This is a genomic window from Serratia sp. Ag1, assembly GCF_000743355.1.
Lineage (GTDB): Bacteria > Pseudomonadota > Gammaproteobacteria > Enterobacterales > Enterobacteriaceae > Chania.
In genome coordinates this window covers 1-22,917 of the sequence record NZ_JQEI01000008.1, presented here as the reverse complement: position 1 = coordinate 22,917, position 22,917 = coordinate 1, and the positions used below count along the sequence as shown (strand labels likewise).

At 49.2% G+C, this 22,917-nt stretch carries 18 protein-coding genes, 1 tRNA gene and 5 pseudogenes; 8 read left to right on the top strand and 16 right to left on the bottom strand.

The window, feature by feature from the left end; all coding sequences use genetic code 11:
* Window positions 1-36: 36 nt before the first annotated feature.
* Complete coding sequence (locus IV04_RS04095) at window positions 37-447, bottom strand: hypothetical protein (protein ID WP_037395865.1); 411 nt, start codon at window positions 445-447, stop codon at window positions 37-39.
* A gap of 367 nt (window positions 448-814) precedes the next feature.
* On the opposite strand from IV04_RS04095, the gene IV04_RS04090 reads away from it, so the two are divergent.
* The 7 genes and pseudogenes from IV04_RS04090 to IV04_RS26700 all read left to right on the top strand — a co-directional run bounded on the left by IV04_RS04090 (window position 815) and on the right by IV04_RS26700 (window position 4,185).
* Window positions 815-890, top strand: a tRNA-Asn gene (locus IV04_RS04090).
* A 175-nt stretch (window positions 891-1,065) separates the two neighbouring features.
* A pseudogene (locus IV04_RS04085) lies at window positions 1,066-2,271 on the top strand (tyrosine-type recombinase/integrase).
* Between the two features lie 92 nt (window positions 2,272-2,363).
* Window positions 2,364-2,534, top strand: a pseudogene (locus IV04_RS25030) (transposase domain-containing protein); the annotation flags it as partial.
* A 32-nt stretch (window positions 2,535-2,566) separates the two neighbouring features.
* Complete coding sequence (locus IV04_RS25725) at window positions 2,567-2,815, top strand: transposase (protein ID WP_081893161.1); 249 nt, start codon at window positions 2,567-2,569, stop codon at window positions 2,813-2,815.
* A gap of 170 nt (window positions 2,816-2,985) precedes the next feature.
* A pseudogene (gene tnpB, locus IV04_RS25995) lies at window positions 2,986-3,075 on the top strand (IS66 family insertion sequence element accessory protein TnpB); the annotation flags it as partial.
* Window positions 3,075-3,182: pseudogene (locus tag IV04_RS25020) on the top strand (transposase domain-containing protein); the annotation flags it as partial. The pseudogenes tnpB and IV04_RS25020, both read left to right, overlap by 1 nt.
* Window positions 3,183-3,585: 403 nt before the next feature.
* Entirely contained in the window at window positions 3,586-4,185 is a 600-nt protein-coding gene (locus IV04_RS26700; RefSeq protein WP_037395869.1) for a DUF6338 family protein, read from the top strand.
* Window positions 4,186-4,441: 256 nt separating this feature from the next.
* On the opposite strand, the pseudogene IV04_RS25010 reads toward IV04_RS26700, so the two are convergent.
* A pseudogene (locus IV04_RS25010) lies at window positions 4,442-4,591 on the bottom strand (IS5 family transposase); the annotation flags it as partial.
* Between the two features lie 370 nt (window positions 4,592-4,961).
* On the opposite strand from IV04_RS25010, the gene IV04_RS04065 reads away from it, so the two are divergent.
* A complete protein-coding gene (locus IV04_RS04065; RefSeq protein ID WP_152562800.1) occupies window positions 4,962-5,411 on the top strand; it encodes a hypothetical protein in 450 nt (149 codons plus the stop codon).
* Between the two features lie 174 nt (window positions 5,412-5,585).
* Here IV04_RS04065 and IV04_RS04060 read toward each other — a convergent pair whose 3' ends face one another.
* From IV04_RS04060 to IV04_RS04000, 14 genes are all read right to left on the bottom strand, one after another.
* Window positions 5,586-6,671 (bottom strand): hypothetical protein, encoded by a 1,086-nt coding sequence (locus tag IV04_RS04060; RefSeq protein WP_037395873.1) that lies wholly within the window; start codon window positions 6,669-6,671, stop codon window positions 5,586-5,588.
* Window positions 6,664-8,427, bottom strand: coding sequence for an AAA family ATPase (locus tag IV04_RS04055; RefSeq protein WP_037395875.1), 1,764 nt, complete (start codon window positions 8,425-8,427; stop codon window positions 6,664-6,666). Before IV04_RS04055 ends, IV04_RS04060 begins: the two co-directional genes overlap by 8 nt.
* Entirely contained in the window at window positions 8,427-10,373 is a 1,947-nt protein-coding gene (locus IV04_RS04050) for a restriction endonuclease subunit S (protein WP_037395877.1), read from the bottom strand. Before IV04_RS04050 ends, IV04_RS04055 begins: the two co-directional genes overlap by 1 nt.
* The gene (locus IV04_RS04045) at window positions 10,370-12,829 is read right to left on the bottom strand and encodes a class I SAM-dependent DNA methyltransferase (RefSeq protein ID WP_037395879.1); all 2,460 of its coding nucleotides are present in this window, start codon (window positions 12,827-12,829) and stop codon (window positions 10,370-10,372) included. Before IV04_RS04045 ends, IV04_RS04050 begins: the two co-directional genes overlap by 4 nt.
* A 19-nt stretch (window positions 12,830-12,848) precedes the next feature.
* Window positions 12,849-15,578, bottom strand: a complete 2,730-nt coding sequence (locus IV04_RS04040; protein ID WP_037395881.1) for a DEAD/DEAH box helicase family protein — start codon at window positions 15,576-15,578, stop codon at window positions 12,849-12,851.
* A complete protein-coding gene (locus IV04_RS04035; RefSeq protein ID WP_037395883.1) occupies window positions 15,575-15,778 on the bottom strand; it encodes a helix-turn-helix domain-containing protein in 204 nt (67 codons plus the stop codon). Before IV04_RS04035 ends, IV04_RS04040 begins: the two co-directional genes overlap by 4 nt.
* Window positions 15,779-16,306: 528 nt before the next feature.
* Window positions 16,307-16,609, bottom strand: a complete 303-nt coding sequence (locus tag IV04_RS25005) for a YkgJ family cysteine cluster protein (protein ID WP_072010824.1) — start codon at window positions 16,607-16,609, stop codon at window positions 16,307-16,309.
* Window positions 16,606-18,177, bottom strand: coding sequence for an ATP--cob(I)alamin adenosyltransferase (locus tag IV04_RS04030; RefSeq protein ID WP_037395885.1), 1,572 nt, complete (start codon window positions 18,175-18,177; stop codon window positions 16,606-16,608). Before IV04_RS04030 ends, IV04_RS25005 begins: the two co-directional genes overlap by 4 nt.
* A gap of 55 nt (window positions 18,178-18,232) precedes the next feature.
* Window positions 18,233-19,324 (bottom strand): hypothetical protein, encoded by a 1,092-nt coding sequence (locus IV04_RS04025; protein ID WP_037395887.1) that lies wholly within the window; start codon window positions 19,322-19,324, stop codon window positions 18,233-18,235.
* A 38-nt stretch (window positions 19,325-19,362) separates the two neighbouring features.
* Window positions 19,363-20,277, bottom strand: coding sequence for a YafY family protein (locus IV04_RS04020; RefSeq protein WP_037395889.1), 915 nt, complete (start codon window positions 20,275-20,277; stop codon window positions 19,363-19,365).
* Between the two features lie 338 nt (window positions 20,278-20,615).
* A complete protein-coding gene (locus IV04_RS04015) occupies window positions 20,616-21,248 on the bottom strand; it encodes a hypothetical protein (RefSeq protein ID WP_037395891.1) in 633 nt (210 codons plus the stop codon).
* 236 nt (window positions 21,249-21,484) lie between these two features.
* Window positions 21,485-22,123, bottom strand: coding sequence for an SANT/Myb-like DNA-binding domain-containing protein (locus IV04_RS04010; RefSeq protein WP_037395893.1), 639 nt, complete (start codon window positions 22,121-22,123; stop codon window positions 21,485-21,487).
* Window positions 22,124-22,260: 137 nt separating this feature from the next.
* Entirely contained in the window at window positions 22,261-22,695 is a 435-nt protein-coding gene (gene tssE, locus IV04_RS04005) for a type VI secretion system baseplate subunit TssE (RefSeq protein ID WP_037395895.1), read from the bottom strand.
* The coding region (locus IV04_RS04000) for a type VI secretion lipoprotein TssJ (protein WP_037395897.1) at window positions 22,695-22,917 on the bottom strand (223 nt) is incomplete at its 5' end. The genes IV04_RS04000 and tssE, both read right to left, overlap by 1 nt.

Here is a 22,917-nt window from a genome sequence, read left to right as displayed (position 1 = left end):
GGCTTGAATACGCACTGCTTATCTTAAAATCAAGCGTTACGAGCCAACAACACGCTGCACCAAGGCTTTGGTCAAGTCAGTACGAATCTGATTACAGGTTTTTCCGATACGGAATTTGTACGCTGCATCCATGATTTGATGAATTTCAGCGCTCACATCACTGCGAACCCGCATGTATAGTTTGGCTTCCGACACAATATGACCCAATTCAATGCTGCGAGTCTGATACATCGCTTGATTGACCTGCTGCAAAGCATTCAATTCTTTCATGCAAGAATTGATCACTGTCTCGGTACCTTCAGAAATTACAGGTTGGGCCGCTGGCTGAGGCACAGTGGCGGGGCGCGGCGTAGCCACCGGAGCAGCTTTGGGGTTAGGGCGCTCATTCAGGCTCTGGCAACCAGCCAGCAACACACACACTGCGGCTACCGCGATTGTTTTTTTCATTACTGAGAAACTCCGGGAAACAAAGGAACGGTGTGTCTTACCGCTGTAAAAATGACTTTGCGTAGCATAGAGTAATAAATGCAACCTTGACAAGGTCCGCAAACGTCATACTAGCCTCGCCGTCACAGGACACCTTCCAGAATAGCATAGAATAATCTTAAAAATTATCCATACAGGCCATGGATAATAATAACATTGAATTGATAAATATCATTATGTTAATAGGTTATTTTTATTGTGCTTAAGCCGCAGCAAATGCTTAAAAACGCACCGAAGTGCTCAATCTATCAACAGACACCCTTTTTTCTCACTTTAGCACTTTGACAAACCCGTAACTCGTCGTTATCATGCGCCCCGTTCACACGATTCCTCTGTAGTTCAGTCGGTAGAACGGCGGACTGTTAATCCGTATGTCACTGGTTCGAGTCCAGTCAGAGGAGCCAAACTCAAGTCAATGGAGTTCCACCAAACTCCATTACTTCGCATAAAATCCCTTGATATTCCTGATTTTACCCCCATCTACATTCCATCATACTCAATTCGATTCTACCCAAATCAAGTGACTGATGGGGGCCATTCCTGGGGCCTTTTCAGTTCAATGATTTTCGAGGCCCCCATATGGCTCTGAATGCTAGACAGGTCGAGACCTGCAAACCGAAAGATAAGGAATACAAACTCTCTGATGAGCGCGGTTTGTATCTCCTCATCAAACCCAACGGCTCCCGCTACTAGCGTATGAAATACCGCTTTGGTGGTAAAGAGAAAAAGTTGGCGCTAGGTGTCTACCCGGATGTTTCTTTGGCTGAAGCGCGCAATCGTCGGGATGAAGCCCGGAAGCTGTTAGCGGAAGATTCAGACCCGGCTGAAAAGAAAAAGCGGGATAAGCTGACACGAAAAATCTCCAGCGGGAATACCTTCCAGGCGCTGGCTCTTGAGTGGCACCAACACAAAACTCGTACTTGGGCAACGAGCACGTCTGAATGGGTGATGGAAGGATTCGAAAAAGATATTTTTCCCTACGTTGGTAAACGTCCTATCACCGACATTCTCCCCCTTGAGATGCTTGATATATTCCGATGTATCGAGGCGCGTGGTGCATTGGTGAAAATGGGGAAACTACGCCGGTATTGCAGTCAGGTGTTTATCTATGCCATTGCTACTGGACGGGCAACGTTGAATCCCGTTGTTAACCTTGCCAGCACGCTCTCTACCCCTGAAACACAGCACTTCCCTCACCTCTCTGAGCAGGAGCTTCCCGAGTTCATTCGTAAGCTACGCAAATACAGCAGTGCAGTCACCCGTTCGGCAACGTCTCTGTTGTTCTTGACGGGGGTTCGTACTATTGAATTACGCGCAGCAGAATGGAAGGAGTTTGATTTCGATAACGCGCTGTGGACCATACCAGAACAAAGGATGAAGAAACGTCGTAAACATCTTGTTCCCTTATCCCGACAAGCTATCACTATTTTACGCGATCTTCAGGCGCTAACAGGCCAGTTTTCCCTGCTTTTTCCGGGTCGAAATGATGTTAATAGCCCTATTAGCGAAGCAACCATTAATAAGGTACTGAAAATACTGGGCTATAGAGGAAAGGTCACTGGCCATGGTTTCCGGCATACGCTGAGTACAATCCTGCATGATAAAGGCTTTAACACTGACTGGGTTGAACTCCAGTTGGCGCATGTCGACAAGAACAGCATTCGTGGCACCTATAACCATGCTTTGTACCTTGATGGTAGGCGTGAAATGATGCAGTGGTATGCTGATTACATCGATAGCTTAGAACATGATGAAGCCATGCAAACGCTGCCCGTAGCAAAGTAATCTGTCGTAAAAAAGCTAACAACGCCAGTATGTTTAATAGCGTTGTTAGCTTTTATGGCATAACTTATTTTTTTGTCATTTCTTGCCGTAAATTAAGGGAAACCGCCAAACGCAACGGCCACGCCCCGTCTATCTGGTTGCGCGATGTGCTGGCCTGCTTACCGACTTGGCCCAACAATAGGCTCAGAGAGCTACTCCCCTACGCAGAAAGTAAGCGTCAACTCAGCACCGTCTGGCTTAACTCGTCAGGCTCTGTAGTTTAGGTACCCACTTATTCTTGCAGGTGGACACCTCCGTGAGTACTAAAGAACGACGTTCCCGTCAGCATTATTCCCCCGAATTGAAACTTAAACTCGTCAAAATGGCACTGGAGGCGAGTAATAATGGCAGCAGCGTTGCCGCGCTTGCCCGTGAATACGGCATTAATGACAATCTACTCTTTAAATGGATCCGCCTCTGGCAGCGCGAAGGCCAGGCCAGGTATCCCGACCGCGACGCAAATACCGGAAAAAAGCCTCACCTACTCTTTTACCAGTTCAGATAGCCCCCCTGCAGGCATCACCGCCAGTTATCCCTGTTGCCGAGCCAGCGGACACCGTCTGCCACGCCCGGCTTCGTCATGGCGATATCACTCTGCATAATCCCTCTCCTGAAATACTGAGTCTGCTGCTGCGGGAAATGATGACGGGAGGTGCCTCATGATGAACCTGCCCGTTGTGCACAAAAATCTGGATAGTGGTGGGTATCACCGATATGCGAAACGGCTTCAATGGCCTCGCAGCCAAAGTACAAACCACGCTCAAATTGATCCGGAGCATTATCTACGGCATGTGCTGAATGTGATTGCAGACTGGCCGATAAACCAGGTCAGTGAGCTCCTGCCGTGGCGTATAACACTGCCAACGGAATAAACTTACCCTACCTCAGTCAATACGGCCTTCGTTGGACGCTTACCGCCAAAAACAGCTTCAGTTAATATCTGCCAGCTTATTACATTACTTTAATCACACAACGCGAGTTCGCCGTTCACTTACTTAGTGCCAACCTGCCATGTAGGCACTATAGAAAAGCCCTTAGTGTATTCTTGTCCTAACCAGTCTCCATCTGGAGTTCTCACGCGTGATGGTGCCAACACTAACGCCGGTTGTGTCTCGCTGCTCGCCATAAACAGATCTTCCAGTACGGTGAGCGTTGCCACTGTTTTACCCATGCTCATACCCGCCCAAACGTTTGAGCGGAAGGTAAATTTTTTTGCATAGATGACCTTTTGAGGTATCCTTATTTACCATATGGATTTGTGCTTAGGGGAGTATCATGGAAATTTTGGATTTAAATAAAATTCTTATCTTCATGTTTTTTGTGATCCCCGGATTTATTAGTTTGAAAGTCTATGCGGTGTTAATACCTTCAGTTAATAAAACATCTTCAGAGCAAATGATTGATGCAGTAGCTTATAGCTGCATTAATTATGCTGTCTGGGGGTTGCCGTTTTTTTATTTCTATATAAACGGATATGTTGATAGTGGAAGTATAATATTTTATGTGTATGGCTTTTTTCTGCTTTTCGTTTTTCCTTCCCTAAATCCGGGGGGCTTAATCTTACTAAGAAAGTGGGATTTTGTTGCCAAAAGACTTCCACACCCAACAGGAAAGCCATGGGACTATTTTTTTAGCTTAAGGCTTAATTGTTGGGTCGTTGTTACCCTGAATGACGGAAGTAAAATAGGTGGCGCATATCGTGGTGATGCTTTTGCCTCCAGTGCGCCCGAACCAGAACAAATCTATCTAAGTGAGCACTGGGTTGTAAATGGAGATGGTGGGTTTGAGCGTTCTCGGGAGGATACTCTGGGGATACTAATATTATCTTCAGATATCAGAACCGTTGAGTTTTTTAAAATGAAACCAACAGCTTAAATTAAAAAATTAAGGAAATATTTATGACTAATAAAATAAAAAATGTACGTAATGGCGGAAGTGATAATAATTTCGGGTATACCCCCGCCAAACCGGGTAGAACCGAGCCCGGAGGGATTGCAACAGGGGGATATAAGCCACCTTCATCTGATGCGACAACCCCTGTAGACCCTCCACCGAAGAAACCTTAATACAATCCCTCTTCCATAAATACCTTAGGAAGGGGGAGTTTTATTACACTACTAGGCTGTGTCCCTTAATTTAACAATCGCTTTAAAAACAACCGAATGGCACCTAATTTAAGCATGCTCAGGTAATTTCTGGCTGCCTTTTCCGAGCGGGTAGCGATTCGGCGATGTTCTTTAAGCTTGGCGAAGCAACATTCAACGACGTTACGTTTTTTGTACAATCGGGTATTTAGTTCAGTTATCAACTGAGATAGCTTTGCCGGCCCCTTCGCGTAACAAGAACCTGCTGGACAGTTTTCTCGGAGCCATAGCCGCGGGTGATTATCGTAACTTTGTGTTCCAGGTCGAGCCAGAGTATATTAGGCATGAGTTTATCTTTAACATCGGAATTAAGAGGGAAAAGGAATAATGGAATACTTCCAATACTTAGTTGACCATGTCGAATCGCTAGCAAAACTCGGGTCTTACTTTATTGTATCTTGTGTGGTTTGTATTGGGGCATTGAGAAGAGTGTATTTTAACCACAGATACAAATCCCCCAAGCGAATTATAAAACTCATAATGTATTTAACGAAGTACGGAAAATACTTGGATGATAAAGATATAGCTTATACTAAGATGTGCATTAACGATGAGATTATGCGAAGCATTACAAAAATACCTTCGACATATAACCGAAAAGATCTTATTTATATATTCAATAGCATCGAGAAGAAAAATTATATAAACATATTGTATAAAGTTCAGAACTATATAGAAAGAGAAAATGGACACTTCTGCATTAGGATGAAATTTAGTGATGCAACTTGGTTTCTCACTAGATTGATGGCTTTTATAATGGGGGTGTTGTTTATTGCTTTTATGTTATTAGGCGCAATTTCCATTATTGAAAATAAAAACAACCTGGACTACATTACGTTCCTTTTTATGGCGGTGGTCATGGAACTAACTGGATTATGGGCATTTAGCATCTTTCCGACGCGAAAAGCTATCGAAAAAATCAATATCGAATTGGCGAAGTTTAGGGTACCAGATTAAGGATACCCTAAATTGTCAGATCAATTGGTACCCTGCCATCTCGCTTTCCGATGGATGTAAACTCTGAAAACCCCGGGAGCCTGGTCATTTTTTTACGCTCTGAGAAATAAACTGGCTATCCAACGCAAGGTGCCGCATTAGCCGCAGGCGGGGGCTCTATGAGTTTGCTTGAGGCTACGTCACCAGACCCAACTCGCTGTGCCACGCTGCTAGGCAAGCGGGCTCTAGTATTGCTGCAGCCAACGCTTGTCTGACTTCATAGTCGGGACCAGTCTCATCCAGAGCGACTTGGTAATCGGTTAAGTAACTCTGAAGTGACGCTAAGTCGCTCGGGCCTCGCCCGCGTTGTTTAAGATTGAAAAGCTCCTTTTGTTTAGCCAAATATTCTGCTTTAAATTTCCTAGTCCAGCGATCCGAAAGGTTTAGTAGTTGATCAAGATGGTCCGCTTTGGGTTTATCAGTCGCTACAATGGCAACGCAATGCACGGCCCGCTCCGACAACACATAATTGATTCGTAGCCCGCCATTACCAGGCCTCAAATAGGGGTGGAACCAATCGGAGAAACTGCCGGCGGTGTGTACATCTTTCTCACCTTTATTCGCCGTTGAATTGCATTCGCCACAAATGGGAAGCAAGTTGTCAGCACAGACGCTGAGCAAGGGAAACGCACTCTTTGCAATCCAATGATCGACTTCTGGTGTTTGGCCTAGCGGGCCACCACAAAGTACACATACCTCTTGAGCATCTAAGTTAGGATTCAAACGGTGAGCATCGCGGAATGCTTTCACATACTCTGCATAGCAGACACCACCAACCGCTACAGGTGTGCCATCAGGCTTATAGGGCAACCCACTTTTCAAGCCTCGCTCATAGAACGCCTGCATTAGACTCTTAAAAGCAGTCCAGGACGCAGCGGATATTGTGGGCAAGGCAGTGGGCCAAGGCGAGTGTGCCGGCTGGAACTGATTGGCTAAGGCGACTACAGTATCGCTCCAGTCAAGCAGTGCTTGTTTTTCACCAGGCGCCATTGCCGCAATCAGTTTTGCCTGCTCGAGTCGAGTCTGCTTACGTCCATGTAAAAAGTTCCACAACCAATTCGCTTCGATCTGGGTTGGCACGAGCGGCGGGACGAGATTGCCTTGGGTTACATCAATGGCTGCGGTTAATGGGTCACAAAGCCACCTCAACAGATGGATTTGCAAGTCGAGACAAGCATTGAGCGCCGCACAGCAAAACGGTTGAGCGGTAGGTTTAAGCATTGCCACCCCGCCATGTATTCAGCAAAGTGCGCAATTCACTACGATAAAAGCCCGAACCCATTCTGGCGATCAGACTCTCAAGATCGGCGATTTCTGCTGGTGTGCCAGTGGCTTGCCGCAGCTTTTCTTCAATGAACTCTTGGGCCCGTTTGCCAATACTGTCATCTGCACCGAACACTGTCATCATTAACGCGCTGGGGTCGGTGGCGAACGTCGGTTCGTCCACGTTGCGCACGGTGGACCCATCCGCCGTTTTTTGCACCATCACGATTTCATTGTTAAACACATCCGAGAGCACGATGGCTGAATGGGTGGAAATCAATACATCGTTACTGGTCTTGCCAATCGCGTCGTCGATGATGTCAACAATCTCGCGCTTCCATTTGTCGTTGAAATGGGTCTCGGGCTCATCGAGTAACAGCAAAGCGTCTTGCTGGCCTTGTAGCAAGTGGAACAGCGCCATGCGGCCCAACACCATTTGCTCACCGTCTGAAAGCTCCTCGTAGCGCAATATGCCAATGTCAACCGAGTTGGAATCGGTACCTTCGTCAGGTGCGGCTGTGCGGCGCAAGCGCAACAGCACATCATCAAACATGCCTGCCTGATTCAGCTCCAACAAACGGGTGAAAAGCTCAAAGCGGCTCACCCCCTTGGCGCCGCCGAGTAACGCCCACAGCGCTTCGCCCTGGCTGGTGCAGGTTTGCAACTCATCGCGGGTGGGAGACAAAAACGACATGCCTTGCGCGTTGAAGGGGCCTTTGAAATCGAACCACAGGGTACGACGCGGTTCAGCCGGATGCGGCTCAGCGACAACTTCACTGGCACACAACCACCAGTCGTGGGCGGTTTCACACAGTTTCTGATCCCATTGAGCCGCTTGTAAACGCGAACGGAATGCGGCAGAGACCAAGTGATGCCAACCACCCCGCTCCAGCAGCTTTTGCAATGAATTTTTGTTATCGGTTCGCCCTGACTGGTCTTTTGCTTCAACCAAGGCCTGTGGCAAAGCCACAGCCAGCAGCGCACATTTTAACAATGTGGCGTCAAGCAAAACAGGGCGGCGGAAGCTATCCATCTCGCTAGGGGTTGTATTCTGGGGCTGACGCCCGGTGTCCCCATCAGCCTGCTGTGTGGCTTGCAAGGCGTTTTCCTGGGCAACTGTCCAGCCTGCGGGGCGTTCATCACTTTGGGCATCATCGTTACTGTCGAGTAAACCATCTGCACGCTGATTGCGATTCCACACCGAACGCCAAGGGCGCAAGTCGCCGGTTGTGTAGGCCAGAACTGCGGAAGGTAAGGCAATGCTGTGCGGTGTCACCGATCCTGTGGGCCATTCACCTTTGCGCACAAGAGGTCGAAATTCCGAAGGAATATCGCCAGATTCGGCTGAAAAACGCGCCAGCATTTGCTCGAACTGATCCGCAGTCAGATTGTCTGCGAAGGAAAATTTGTCGGCAATCCACAAGCTTGCAGATTGACGATCTCCGGGCCAATCTACGACCAATGTTCGCGCATTGGATGAACTGCGATTCCCAAGCTCATATACCAGTTGCACGGGGAAAAGGGTTCTCTGTCCATCTGCTAGAGCCAAGAAAACCTCGACGACAGCCCTCAGCAGGTTGGATTTTCCACTGCCATTAACACCGACGACGAAGCGAATGGCGCATTCACGTGCCAGCGGCGAACCGCTGGCGAAACACACCTTGATATCGGAGATGGGTGGATAGTTTTGCAGGTGCAAATAACGAAGGCGCATTACACTTCCTCCAGATCAACGTACCACGCTTCTACCTTTAGTGCGTTAGCGATGTCTTTTTTCAGTTCATTGAGCGAGGCGTAATGGGTGCCTAGGTTTACCAAATGGGTGAAATCTTGTCCGTCTTCATCTTCAACGGCGATAACTTGAAACATTCCCTTTGCTCCAGCATGTGCAGAGGTCTCGTAATCCAGCTGGACTTCAAAATAGTAGTGCCGTTGGTCAACGCTGGATGACAGCGCCTTGCGCAAAGCTTGAACATCGGCCATACGTGTGAACTCTTCCGGACGCAATGGGCGGAAGGCTTTAAGGTAATCCAGCTCACCACTTTCCAAGTCTTGCTTGGGCAAGGTGATTTTAGCGATCAAGCCCAGTGAAGCCAATTGGCTCAAGGAGCGGCGAATGCGATTACCGTGCGACTGGCCAAAGGCTTGTAAACGTTCAGTCACCGTTGCGTCATCGCAAAAACGAGCAAAAACCTCCGGGTCTTCTACCAGCAAGGGGGGGCCGCTCTCCTGGCAATACTCCGTGAAGGCGGTTAGCACTCGACGCTGGAATTCACTGAGCTCGCTGAACAACCAGTGACGGGTGGGATAGACGTTAGCATCACCTTGGACTGTACTAGCAATCACGATATTCGCTGCCGTATTAACGATCTTCGTGCCGCGTTCGCACAGCAAAGCATCACGAGCTTTGGCTGCCTCGAGAATTTTATCTGTGTGCGCATCACGCCAGTTTGCAGTCAACTGCCCGACTAGAGTTTGCTGAGTAATGGTCTCCAGCAATTCGGAATACATCTCTAACTTGCCAAGCATCTGAGCCCGTAACGCTTCAATTTCACGCACCAGTTCAGAAAACTTCTGTTGTAACGGCAGTGGAGGCAGAGGAACGGTGATACGCCCCAGATCCGTCGGACTGACGTTCGCCATGCTAACGGCCTGCTTGGCTGAATTAAAGAGGCGATATTTTCCATAGGCACTGTTTAACGTAGTCCAGAGAAACTCCGGCAACATCTCCGGTTTTAAGCGAATGCGCACAAGATACGATGCAAAACTGAATTCGCCCTCAACTGGACGCCAGATTGCGCACTTCCCCACTAGCTCCCTTGAGTTTGTTCGATTAAACAGCAGATCACCATCGTGCAATTTCGTAGATTCAATGTCTTTTTTCGACAGGGAGGCGTATTTCAAATCCGTCAAATCCAACCAGCCGCTCGCGGTCATGCTGTTCATTCGCAATACTGCATGCGTTCCGGTTTCGCCCATTGCTTCGGATACCCCATATTGGGAGTCCGCCACGTAATCACTGATTCGAACTGGATCAATCAAGCCATCAGCTGTGTACCAATCGCTAAAATATTCCCAGTAAGCCGTCCGAACCAAGTGATCTACTTGATCGCTAATGGACTTCTTAGCCTTAGTGACCACCTCCGCCTGCTGCAGCACATCAACGATGCGCTGTTGTTCGTGGAGGGTGGGGAGTGGAATCTTGAACGAGGCAAGCGTGTCGCTTTCGATACCGGCCTGACTAACCCAGCGCTTTGCGCGAGTTTTGGAGTACCCCATCGACCACAACATTTGTAAATAGCCCGCGAGATATTCAGGTAACACGAGCTCTTTGCGCACGCGCAGACGTGTCATATGATTGGAAAAAACGAACTCACCTTCCTGATCAAAGACGGCTGTTTTTCCAACCCACTCTTCGCTATTGGTGTTGTTGAAAACCACATCTCCGATCGCGAGTGAATAGCGTGCTGCCTCTTTTTCACTGGCTGTGATGTGCTTGATGCCTTCCAAGCTAATCTTGCCGTCTGGTGTTACGTTGTGGGTGCGAATCTGGGGCGTAGAGCCTTCATCCTCTTCACCAGGCTTTTGGGCGAAACCAGGTTGAATATCGTCAACAACTGCGCGTACCGTGGTCTGAACCCACGTTTCAGGCAACTTCATTCCCGGCCCTCCACCATCGCCAGCAATTTATCCAAGCCTTTAATGATGTCTTGCTCGGTGGTTTTAAGCGTGCCGATCAATTCGGCCACGCTCTTGTCGCTCTTGAGTTGAGTGAAATCGAAAGGCTTATACTGCCCGGCGGAGAGGTTCCAGTCCCGAGCCTCAATACAGTCGGAGTCGAGCAGGTCATCCTTGAGTACGCCCTTGTCGTTGTAGAGCCCTTCGGCCAGTATTGCCTCCACATAAGCCGGTCGCACTAATCCATCAGCATCGTGCGAGCCGATTAGCTGGCCATCTGCACTTTTCCATTCGTCGTTGCGTGCCCATACGCGCACGGGCATGACCCAATGCTTGGCCTCTTTCAGCTGTGTTTGTTGGCCAATGGCCAAGCTGCGCAGGGTGACATCGAAGCCGTCGAGCTTGGCGACTTCGCAAGCAACTTCAGTCAGCTTTTGCCCGATGTCATGTGTAGTCATGACCTTGGGTGGCTGATGGCTTAGCAATAAGCCAAGCACATAGGTGTCGGCTTGCGCTTCAGCCAGCGCAGTCTTCACCAAGTCCTTCCAAATAGGCAGCCCGGGAGAATCTTCTTTCTCGAAAAAAGATTCTTTTTCTCTGGCCTGTTTTTTGAACTCTGTTTCGGCTGATTTGGCGGCTTTTTTCCAAGCTTCTAACAATTCTGCATCAGATAGCTTGTTTTCTAAACGTTCGACAAGCATTGCGTCCCACGCCTTTTTGGCCGCCGGCGTGATCACCTGAATAGCTAATTCAAGTAACACACTGGCGGCGGCTGAGCGGATCTTGTCTTCTGCTTCTTTGGGGTCAGCAGGAAGCTCGGGGAACAGTTCATGTATGCCCCATACCTGGCCATCCCACATGTTGGTGTCGGGCAGTTCGGCGAAAGCCTCACCTGCGGGTGTAAGAATTTCTGCGCCATTCTCCTGTCTTCTGAATGTGGCTTGGCGCCATCGCTCAGTATGGAAAGCTGGCTGGAAGAGTACTTTCTCGTTCTGCTTAGCCCCAGAGCGGCCCTGCTCGATCCAAGCTTTGAACTTGATGAGCGCATCCCATAGGTCGTTTTGTTGGCCTGGGCGTGGATTGCGCTTGGCATCTTTTGAGTAGCCGTCTTCCTCCACCTCATAGAACCAAACGTGTTCGGTCAGTGGCGCAGCATTGCTGGGCAGGCTTTGCTTGTTGTCGCGCCGAGTGACTTTTCTGAAGATCAGGATCGAGGTCTTGACGCCGGTGTAGGGTTGAAAGACGCCACCAGGAAGGGAAATTACCCCTTCCACCACATGCTCAACAAGCAGTTCGCGGCGTAAACGCACGTGTGCATCGGTATTGCCGAACAAAACACCCTCGGGGATGATCACCGCACAGCGCCCGCCAATATCGAGTAAGTCGAGCATCAACCACAGAAAGAGCAGCTCGCTTTTATTGGTAATCGAATCGTCCTTTTTCTTGCCTCCACCGCCCACGCGCGGGAATAGTGCAGTGTCGGGCTCCAAATCTCCGCTATCGACCGTTCCGGTAAAGGGTGGGTTGGCCAGCACGAATTGGTAGCTACCTGGCTCAAGCAGTTCTTTAAGTCTGACTTTTCCTTCGCGTTTGCTGAGGGAGTCGCCCTGCAGCAAGTGTGGGTCGGTCACGTCATGCAGCACCAGGTTCATCCAGCCGATACGTGCCATGGTGCGGTCGTTATCAAGGCCGACAAAATTGGCGCCATTGTGGATGGCGGCATATTGCTCTGGTGTAGCGGCGGCGCCATCGGTGCGATGCGGGGTGCCGTCCCATTCCAACACAAGATTGTCTTGCGCGGAGAATTTACGCATTAAGTACTGCTGGGTGCTAAACAGAAAACCACCAGTGCCGGCGGCGGGATCTATGACACGTTGGCCTGGCTCAGGGTCGAGCAGCTCAACCATGAAACGGATCAAATGTCGCGGTGTACGGAACTGGCCGTTCTTACCTGCCGTGGCGACTTCGCTGAGCAGGTACTCAAAGGTGTCGCCCATGATATCTTGGGCCGCAGAGCCTTCGCCCGCTCTGGCGAAGAGTTGGTCAATGGCATCAATCGCGTCGCTTAGCACCTTGCCTTTGTTGGGGTCTAGCTGGAAGTAGGCATCAGCCATGCGGTTATTGAGGCTGGCTAGCTCTGTACCGTCGGAGCTGCTGCTGAAATGATTATCGAGCTCCCGTAGCCACGGGAAAACCACGTCAATCAAATGGGCGGGATTGGTCTTTTCTTGACGGATGTAGCTCCACTTGCAGGACTCGTAGCCCGCATAGATCGAGGAGAAGCCGCGTTGCTTACGCTTGAGATCGATGTCTTCCAATCGTTTGAGGAAAAGCAGATAGGTGATTTGCTCAACTGCCACCAAGGGGTTGGTGAGGCCAGCCGCCCAAAAGCGGTTCCAAAGTTCGTTAACTTTTTTCTTGATATGAGGTGCAAGCATTCTGGGAGTCCTTGGTAGATCAGGCGGCGTAGTCTAACAGTTGGTTGGCGAGGTTGATGAGTTCGTCGATCTCCTGCGGCGGAAATAGCGCTTCCACTCGGCCCACACGTGAGAGCGGTGGTTCGCTGAGTGCTGCATGGGTAATGCGCCCGTGGCGCAGCACAGCGGCCTTTACAGCGCGCAGGAAGTTAAGTTGATTGGCACGCAAATAGCCGTGAGCAGCAATGAATGCTTCAAAAGCGGCATTGATGCGCTGCTCGCGGTTAGGCAAATGCGCACCTCCACAAAGTATGTGGCGTAAAAAATCAGCCAGCGATGCAGCAGGGGCTTCAAAGGCTTTGCGCAAGGTGTCTTCGGTAACGAACAGATCAGCCTGGTTCAATGTTTTGCTAATTCGATCCAACTCCTCGTCATCTAGATGCTCGCCTTGCTTGAGTTTGGCTAATTCTGGTAGCTGGCCCGCCAGCCGGCGCACCAACGCATCCACCTGCTCACGATAGCTTTCCGCGAAAGCACCTTCGCCGGTGGGGCCATAAATAATCCAGCTACGTTGCGTAATGCTGTCCGGTAGATTGATTTCTAGCGTGCGGCTTGGTGTGGAGGTGCGATAGCGCATCAAAGGCGAGAACACGGATTGCAGCGTGCCCAGACGTGCCGTATCTAGGTGTTGCCAAAAACCAGCAGATTGCACCCCAACTCGTTGTTCAGCCACACGCTGCACTTCGGGGATGTTGTCAGCCAAGCTACTCACAGCCTCTTGGATGCGCTCCTGCACTTTGGTTTGTTCGGTCGCATCGCCCTTAAGCCAGGCCACAGTAAGACGCTCACACCAGATGCGAAACTGCAATTCTTCCAAGCACGCCAATAGTGCAAAGCGCATCAATGGCGCGATGGTTTTGGAGATATGATCCAGTGCGCTTTGGCTGGGTTCTGGCCATTGCCGCGCCAACGTGTCGAGCTCATCCCAATGCGGCCGCACGTTGATGCTGTGCCGCGGTAAAGCATTTAGCATGGCCAGCAAATCGTCGATGGCCGTTTGTGTGTCTTGCTGCTGGGCGTGCAGAAGCTGCCACTTTTCCAACCGTAGGCGGAACAGACGCACTGGCAGCGGCTCACTCGGATGCTCCACTTCGCCATCGGGTTTGAGCTTGAAGTAGGCGAAGTTTTTCCAGTGATCAATGATCAGAAAATCCTTCTTGATTTCACCTGTTGCCTTGTCGATATGTAGTCGTGTGCCACGCCCGATCATCTGCCAAAACTTGACCTTGCTGAATACAGGCTTGGCAAAGACCAAATTTTGAACAGCTGGAACGTCCACACCGGTATCAAGCATATCCACCGAGATGGCCACACGCGGCATGGTGCGGTATTTGAAGTCGTCCAACGTGGCGTCAGCACGCTCCATGTGGCTGTCGATGATTTCGGCCATGCCCTGGCGTTGCAATTCTGGATACAGGCGATTAAAGCCTTCGTAGAGCCTTTTTGCGTGAGCGTGACTGACGGCGAAGATAATTGACTTGTGCGGCAGGCCGCGAACATCTTTGCGGCTTTTGTCCATAAACTCTTTAACCATGGCATCGTTGGTTCCTTGATTGATAATGCCTTTTTCGATGTCACAGCCATCAAAATTGAGCTCCTCAAGATCTACGCCTTGATCACGTGCCATCTGCTTCAAGGGCTCGGGTAGTGAGTCCCCCTGAATACCTTGAAGCTGAAAGTTGGTTTGTGCGTCAAGCACGCGGTAACTCACTAGGTTCTGATCAGCGATGGCCTGTTCGTAACTGTAGTAATAGCTGGGAACTCCGTCGCCACAATCGAATAGTTCAAATGTGTTATGGTCGATGTAATCGGTTGGGGTTGCGGTCAGCCCGAGCTGTATCGCATCAAAATGATCAAAAATGGCCTTGTAGCGCAGGTAGATGGAGCGGTGACTTTCATCGGCTACGATCAGGTCGTAATAACCGACTGACAGGCGCGAATACACCTGCATCATGCTTGGGTAGGTGGAAAACTGGATGCGCGCACCAGAGGCTTTGCCAGATTCGATGCGAGCCAGGCTTTCGTTGGGCAGATGAGATTTGAACTCCGACATCGCCTGGCGCACCAATTCCCGTCGGTCTGCTAGAAACAACACTCGCTGCACACGCTTGGAACGCAGTAAGGTATCAACCAGGGCAATGGTCGTTCGCGTTTTACCCGTACCAGTGGCCATCACCAATAGGAACTTGCGCTTGACGGCATCTACGCCTTCAGTGACGCGACGAATAGCCTCGTTTTGATAGTCGCGTCCGGCTATGTCAGCATTGATAGTCACATTGCCTACGGGCTCGGCGAACTTATGCTGGTGTCGTAGGCGCTCCAAATCATCTCGGGTATAAAAACCGGAGATCTTGCGAGGGGCGTAACGAGCCCGATCCCAAAATTGAATTTCTTTGCCATTGGTGAGGAAAATAAACGGGTCGCTGCCAAATTGGGTTTTGATCGCATCCGCGTAATCTGCAGCTTGGCGCTTTCCTGCGAGTTCATCGCGAGATGATCGTTTAGCCTCGACTACAGCAATTGGCTTGCCGTCTGATCCGAGCAAAATGTAATCCGCAAATTGGTGGTCGTTATCGGTACTCCCGGGCTCCGTCGTTTTGAGCAGAAATTCCTCTATAATGGTGCGCCGACTTCTTGACCAGCCAGCATGAGCAAGATGCGAATCAATGATCTCGGTGCGAGTCTGTGCTTCGTCACGGCTTGAAGTCATTCTGTGCTACCTCCCTCAGCAGAATCATCTGCCCCACCGGCCCGCACCCATTCGTCCACTTCAGACAGCTGAAACTTCAACAGCCGGCCAATTTTATGGGTGGGCAGTCCCTTGCATTCGCGCCAACGGTAGACAGTATCTTTGGCAACTCCCAAGTGTTGGGCAACGTCAAGGGCGGTGACCCAGGGTTCGGCAGTCATAACAGTGGCACACTTCAAAAAAGACTAGAGTCGTTTAAAGTCTACCTAATCAACCCTTAAATGACTATGCAAAATTAGCGGGTACTTGACTGCTCCCAATTCACAGGTGCGAACTGCACACTCGAGTTCTCGGCCTGTCGTTCGAGCAGCACGATGATCTAACCCATTCTCGATGGACACCTCGTTAAGTGAGTAAAATCACTGATTACAATCGGTGGCGTCGCCACAGTGCCTGTGGTGGCCTCAGCCCAGAATAGTTTGAAAACCAGAACCTCGCTTAGGCTTGTGCCCACATTACGTGGGTAGGATCACGCTTCTAATGCATCCGGTTCCTGGACAGAATCATGCCTGCGTATTACCATCCAGCAAGATCATCGAATAATCCGATCTTGATGAGGTTATTTGGCGATCTCCATTCATGAAAATATGCACGGATTAAATGAAAAACAGAGAGCCTGCACATACTTTGTATGCCCTTACAGAAAACACCCTGACTGCCAATACGAGCTCACTGAAACAACACAATTCTTAGTTTGAGGTTGTAGAGCCGTAAGGTGGCTTATCATCCAGTGTTTCCAGAATTTGACAGGCAATCATATTAAGCTCTATAAACTCTAACCAACTGTATTGCTGATGATAATTCTGTAAATACTGCTTATCCACTTGGCAAATCAGCGGTCGTGTCGCGTAAATAGCACAGCGTTTAGTATTTAGTTGATAGTGACGGCAGATACCGTCACCACGATCGAGAAACTGTGTTTCGCTGGCTCTATCAACATGACGACAACAGGCACCACATTGGTTGCATGGAAACTCAGGCAGCAATGTCATAGCTTACTTAACCAATTGCGCACGGAAGCGGTGTTGCCAGCTTCAAACGGCAACTGAATATTGCGCCGTTCTACCTCAGCCTGTAACAGTAGCCCGCGCTCAATTTCACTATTCACTGTCCTCAGATGTTGTGAAAACGTCTCTAATTCTGGTGCATCGACAATAAATTCCAGGGCCACTAGTTCCAGTAGATAGCGATCCAGTTCGGCATTAACCTGTTGGAAATACTCCAATGCTTTCTGAAATTTATCTTTGAATGTATCCAGGAACGCCCATAACTTCTTCATCAGTGCGCCATGTTCTAGATAGTAACTCATCACCAGCGTCAGTATGCCAGTCGCCAATGCACCACAGAATGCCGCCAATTCTGGCCCAAAGGGGAACAGGAAGATATTAGCCAATGCTTCGTTGATTATCACACCTGCAGCCAATGCCACGCCAGCGGCAATCAGTTTACTGACTGCTTTCGCCAGTTGACCGGGTGATAAACCTTCAGGGTTAAACACCATCACTTTGAATGCTTGTACAAGGCTGTTCCACATTTCACGGATCAGTCGCACCATTATCTTCTGGGTAGTGAAGAAGACATTAAATAGTGTAGTGGTGGCGCTGGAAAGTATGCCGCCAATCGCACCATCTCTAAAGTTTGTCAGGAAGGTATGGAATTTCGCTCGCACGCGCTCCCAAACGGCTCGTAAGGCATCACCTATATCCGAGAGAAAATCATTTGTGCTAAACGCGTGGCGGTGGGTATTAAAAATCACGGGAATGCGTTCGCGGAATTCAAACCAGGTTTCAGCCAAAATCAGTCCCAGCATTTGCCGGGTCCCCATGCGAAAACCATTACTCAGTGCGGCGCTGGCGACGTTTTTGGCGAACTTGCTGCTGCCATAATAGCTTTCACTGATGGTACTGTCGTATTTCGCACGCGCCTTCTCGTCAGCTTTTTTCATGCGCTCAAAATCTGCCGCCGCTTTGTTTTCGAGTTTATCCAGGTGCTTTTGTTCTTGTTCGGTAAGCACCGGTTTGCTACGTAGTTCGGCAATTTCTTGCTTGGTGGCATAATGCTGTTCTTTCAGAACCGCCACGAAGTCATTCATCGTTTTGGCTTTCTTGGATTTATTCAGAGATTCGCTGGTGAAAGTCAGATTAGTGGCATCATTTGCCAGGCTAGTACCATCCAGGCTGGCAAGGATGCGACCTGCATCGTTGTGGATCTCATGTGCGGCAATAATGTGATCGAGATTCTTTTTATCATCGGCGGTGAAGCGCTTACCAGTGTAAGTGTCGGTTAGCGTACCTGCTTCATGTTGGCGTTTACCTTCCCGGTTAATAGCAATATAATTTTCATGGCTATGATAATGATGGGAGTCATAGGCTTCGCGCTGCTCAAAACGCTGACGTTCAGCTTCAGTGGCATATATGCCCTGGCGAACATTGTGAATTGTATTCACATCACCGCCTTGCTGGTCATTCAATAACAGAAAGTCCAGCCCAAAAGATGTGGTGAGGCTTTTCACTACCGTTTGATGCAGTTCCTCACCCCAGTCAAATTTGGTTATGCTCATCGTACACCGTCCCTGATAACAGCGGGCCAAAGAGGCCCGGCAAGTTGATTAAATGTTAGAGGCGAAACTCAGCAAATTTGGATTCTGACGTTTGCAAAGCAGCATCCAACCCCTCTTTATTCAGCAGGTTCATGCCGCTGCTGGTAGTCTGTAACTGAATCACTCCATCTTCGATGAGTACTTCACCGTTTTCTTGGATCATTGGTTTGAACAACGGAGTGGTGATCACATCAGTCATGATAGCGGCAAGCTTATATCCGTTCTCAATCAGTGTGATGATGTCATCAGACTCATCAATATCAATGGCGATGTTTTTGTCCTGACATTCAACGATACGCGCGTGCATAGTTTTCAGAGGGGAAAAGTAGTGCTGAGTGAAAGTGTCATGCATGCGAATTATGGATGCATAAATGCTGTCGACATACTGCTGCACATTGGTTAAATGCTCTTCAGCAGCACTCATTTTCTCTACTGCCGCACTGACTTCTCTTGAGCTTTCATAGGCATTGTTAAGGGCTTTTTCTGCATGGTTGTCATAGGCCCAGCCAGCAATAGCAATCAGAGGTGCAACTACCGCGCCACCTAATACCATCGCCCCCCCCGCCATGCCCCAACCACCCGCTGCTAATGACCCTCCTCCAATCGCTGCCATGGTGGCGTTGTATGCTGCTGCGCCCGAAAGTGCTGCGATCGGTGTACCGGTAGAAGCTGCGGCAAACGCCATTACGCCGCTGTACACTGCAAACCCTGCAGCTGCACCAGAAGCACCTGCACCAACCACGGTGGTAAGGTATTCGGTAGCGGATATCGCCAGATTCTGGATCTTATTGATGCTGTGCTGAGGTACGCTCAGTTTGAGATCTTTATGGCCCTCTCTTTCCATACGAGCCAGCATATCTTTTACCAGCGTGTTGAACTCATTAAAGTTATTACCAATCGCAAGTTCTTTATCTCCCAATTCATTCAGCTTGGTGGTAGATAACTCGTTTGCAGTGTCGAAACTCTCCTTATGCGTGTCGAAACGGCGCTGAGCGCGAGTCAATACATCATCGGCTTCCGATTTCTTCTGGTAACCGTCGTAGGCTTTTTTGCCACCAAAGGCAGTGGCAGCTGCCGCAACGCCAAGAATGATAAAAGGTAATGCCATGTGTAATCTCCTGTTTTTGTGTTTTTTATTAAAGTAAATTAACCATTTTCCGGAGCGGTAATGGAAGGTTCGTTACTGTCTAAGTAGTCTCGGAGCGTATTCACGATTGTTGTTTTTAGCCATGCAGGCTCCAGCACTGTGATATTTGGAAGCCAGAACAGGATTAACGGAATAATTTGGTTTTGATGCGTCGCTTGGCAACGTAAAGTGAGTCCGTGCTCGTCTTCAGTCAGCAGTTCTTGCTGCGGGAGAAGATCGCGGCGTTGAAAGTAAAAGGCGATGCTGTGTTTAACACGCAGAAGAACTTCAAAGGTTTCTTCGCTAACCCACGGATCTTGGTGATGATTAATCAGAGCAATCATGTTGGTATCCACGATGAAGCGCTCTTTTTTCGTCTCTAACCAGTTAATTTTACTCAGCGCAAACGATTTGAGCTTGCCGTTCTCTGTCGCATTCAAATACCAGATGTTTTTCTGATTGGTTAACTTATAGGGGTGGACAATACGAGTCTTATTGTTATAAACAATCTGGCAAATGTTGCTTCTCTGGATGGCTTTTTCAATTAAATTTAAATAACGTCTCAGATCGGTTTTCACCGAGTGTTCAGGATTATTAGCCTGTACTAGAATATGATTTTCAATAACGCGATTTTCTAATTTCTGCCAAAACTCATCATCGCGTTCTGGAAAGAAATTATCGGCGTTCAATAGTTTGGCTAATGAATGGTGCGATGCTACGTTGACACTTGGCTGGCGCGGCAAGATCAGGCGATATTGCCCCTCACCACAGATCTCCACTATAGAAGACAAGGCACTCAAATCGCGATAAACGGTACGCTCAGTAATATTAAACTTTTCCATCAAAGCGCGACGATTCACTACCCCGTGGGTGTATAGCTCCGTAATAATATCGACTAAACGTTCTACAGACCGACTTCGTGTCGAAACTTCCATGGTTATCTACCATTCTCCGTGTGTATGACAGACATTATGCACATGTGACTGACACTATCTGTCAGTCATCCAACAAATGTGCGTTTTTTCTTTTGACGCATATTTCAGTTAATAAAACACCGTTTACCACCTGTAATTTCTGAACGTACAGAGGAATTTTTAGGTTTCCCAATCTCCGCTCCTCCTTAGTTCAAGTATTCCTTCTGAACCAGAGCCCTTTTCCTCTCGCAGCTCAGTCTGGCAGGGAGTGCTTCTTCATCTTCACTTGCGTCTGAAGGAAGGTATTCTGCAATGCTGCATCATCCAACGATGGTGGCAGTGGCCATTTGAATTGATCATCAACATTTTGGCCACTTTGCATTGGTCTTTCGCTTCCTGTATTTGATTTGTGCAAACTCCACAGATTTCAGGCTCCGTTCAGGAAACAATGCACATAGCTGTGCTATTGGTAGCGAGTGATTCTGAGCCAGCAGAAGCAATTCATCTTCGCTCCATTTGCGGTAGTTTTTATTACCCTGATAGATTATGCCCAGTCTTGCTGCTTTTAATATTATCGAATGGTTGGATCTGCCTGATAACCTGGCTACAACTTTCTTCCCCTCGGACGGATAATACCTCCTGAGGATCTTAAGCTCACGTTGCTGCCAAAATGGTTCGGGTCTGGTTAAGCCCAATTTTCTGGCTTTAATAACAACAGAGGCAGCCGACCTGCCGGGGAGCATTGCGCATATTTCTTCAACCTCCAGCCCTGTCCCATAGGTTGCACGTAAAATATCTATCTCCGCATCAGACCAATCAGGTGGTTTCTGCGGGGCGCATCCCAGTTTTTGGGCTATGGTCCGAACCGCATTTGCCGATCGCCCCAGGTGCTCACCGATATCGGCACAAGACATCTTACTGTAGTGTTTTTCGACATACTCCAACTCCTGGAGAGTCCAGGGCGAACCATGGTTTCTTTTCGTCGTCTTCATTTCAGTTGCCCAAAGTACGTCTGATATTCAGCGTTTCTTTCTATCTTGAAACAAAATCAGCATCGCTAAATGGAGTACCATCATTCCTCGCTATTTTCACGCCCAGAATATGATCAATAAACGACAAAACGTATTCATTTGTAGTGGGTAAATCCTTGCGGGAAATGATAAACGCGCTCTCATTAATCTTTCTAAGCAGGCAATATTACCAACCCCTGATATCGACACTCTGATGATCACCCTGAATATTGACCTGATTTTTTGCGCGCCTTTAATCGAGCTTTGGCTTTTTCCAGTGACAATCGACTCCGACCTGGCAATAACAGCATTTGTTCTGCTACCGATAAGTGCTGGTGTTTTTCTAACAAAATCCACTCATCCTCACTCCAGATGCGAAATTTACCTACCTCGCCCAAAAATTTGATGCCCAGTTCATTTGCCTTCAGTTTCACTGAATCAGGTGTCCTTCCCGGCAAACGTTCAGCAATCGCTGTGCCATGTTCAGGATAATACTCCCTGATAATCTGACATTCTTCTTCACGCCAATATTTACCTCGGATCAAGCCTAGTTTTTGTGCACGCGAATAAACAGCGCAGACTTGCCTCCCAGGGAGTAACTGCAACAGTTGCTCAATCTCCATCCCCGCAACATAATGTGTTCGTAGCACAGCCTCCTCCTTCTCCGTCCAGAGCGGAGATTGCTGACAGCGAACCCCCAGTCTATCTGCCATAATCCCCAAGGCCCCGAGAGTTCGACCTAGCTTGGCCGCTATCTCTGCAGGCGGTATCTTGCCATAGTGTTTCTCGACAAAGTGTATTTCATCAAGCGTCCAGCGTGAGCGGCTATTTCTAGGCTTTTGTAATTTCTCAGACATGAGATCCCTCTGTATAGGGTCGCTTCCATCCGGGGATAACCACGCAACTCAGTGAGTTGAATCCATCATGCTGCACGGTGTAATCGGTACGCGTATAGAACACCTCGGTTTAAGGGGCCGAGTGTTGCAAGTGAGGCTCAGACGTAGTTCTGCTGCTTCAGATGGCGGATGATGACCTGGCCTTCCGGCATAAACGCGGTGCCAAACCGCACCAGCCCGCGCCCTTGCAACTCGGCATCGATGCCGTATTCCAGATACCCGGGCGTAGTTTGTGGCAGCAGCACCACGGTCAGGCTTTTCAGGCGCGGCTCATATTTCAGCAAGGTATCGGAGAGGGTGACCAGCAGCGAGTGGGCCGTACCGGGCATACCTTGCAGGATTTTGCTCATGTCTGGCAGGCCGTAATCCGGCAGATGGCTGAGCGTCCCCGCGCGGCAGTTGAGGATACGCTGCATGTTGTCGAGGACCGACAGGATGACCTGCTCCTCCTCGCTGACCGCGTGCAGCTCCAGGCCACTGGCGAAATTGCCCAGCAGTTGCTCATACAGTGAAGGCGCGTGACGGTGTGGCATCACTTTTTCTCCACACGCAGCGTCAGGCCGTTATTACTCAGTTCAATGGTGCGCGGTTTATCGGGATCTAAATCATCGCGGGTCAGCAGCAGACGCCAGTGGTTTTTGTCCATATCCGGGTGGCGGAACAGACCGACCACGGCGACAAATTTTGTCTCTTTTTCCATCGGCATATCCAGCGATGCCGCAGTGCCAGGTTTAACCACCACGCTGCGGCTGGCC

What these genes read in the sequence shown, in the direction of transcription:
- IV04_RS04095 (WP_037395865.1), bottom strand. Translation starts at nt 447, where the DNA reads ATGAAAAAAACAATCGCGGTAGCCGCAGTGTGTGTGTTGCTGGCTGGT.
- IV04_RS26700 (WP_037395869.1), top strand. Translation starts at nt 3,586, where the DNA reads ATGGAAATTTTGGATTTAAATAAAATTCTTATCTTCATGTTTTTTGTG.
- IV04_RS04060 (WP_037395873.1), bottom strand. Translation starts at nt 6,671, where the DNA reads ATGCTTAAACCTACCGCTCAACCGTTTTGCTGTGCGGCGCTCAATGCT.
- IV04_RS04055 (WP_037395875.1), bottom strand. Translation starts at nt 8,427, where the DNA reads ATGCGCCTTCGTTATTTGCACCTGCAAAACTATCCACCCATCTCCGAT.
- IV04_RS04050 (WP_037395877.1), bottom strand. Translation starts at nt 10,373, where the DNA reads ATGAAGTTGCCTGAAACGTGGGTTCAGACCACGGTACGCGCAGTTGTT.
- IV04_RS04045 (WP_037395879.1), bottom strand. Translation starts at nt 12,829, where the DNA reads ATGCTTGCACCTCATATCAAGAAAAAAGTTAACGAACTTTGGAACCGC.
- IV04_RS04040 (WP_037395881.1), bottom strand. Translation starts at nt 15,578, where the DNA reads ATGACTTCAAGCCGTGACGAAGCACAGACTCGCACCGAGATCATTGAT.
- IV04_RS04035 (WP_037395883.1), bottom strand. Translation starts at nt 15,778, where the DNA reads ATGACTGCCGAACCCTGGGTCACCGCCCTTGACGTTGCCCAACACTTG.
- IV04_RS25005 (WP_072010824.1), bottom strand. Translation starts at nt 16,609, where the DNA reads ATGACATTGCTGCCTGAGTTTCCATGCAACCAATGTGGTGCCTGTTGT.
- IV04_RS04030 (WP_037395885.1), bottom strand. Translation starts at nt 18,177, where the DNA reads ATGAGCATAACCAAATTTGACTGGGGTGAGGAACTGCATCAAACGGTA.
- IV04_RS04025 (WP_037395887.1), bottom strand. Translation starts at nt 19,324, where the DNA reads ATGGCATTACCTTTTATCATTCTTGGCGTTGCGGCAGCTGCCACTGCC.
- IV04_RS04020 (WP_037395889.1), bottom strand. Translation starts at nt 20,277, where the DNA reads ATGGAAGTTTCGACACGAAGTCGGTCTGTAGAACGTTTAGTCGATATT.
- IV04_RS04015 (WP_037395891.1), bottom strand. Translation starts at nt 21,248, where the DNA reads ATGAAGACGACGAAAAGAAACCATGGTTCGCCCTGGACTCTCCAGGAG.
- IV04_RS04010 (WP_037395893.1), bottom strand. Translation starts at nt 22,123, where the DNA reads ATGTCTGAGAAATTACAAAAGCCTAGAAATAGCCGCTCACGCTGGACG.
- tssE (WP_037395895.1), bottom strand. Translation starts at nt 22,695, where the DNA reads ATGCCACACCGTCACGCGCCTTCACTGTATGAGCAACTGCTGGGCAAT.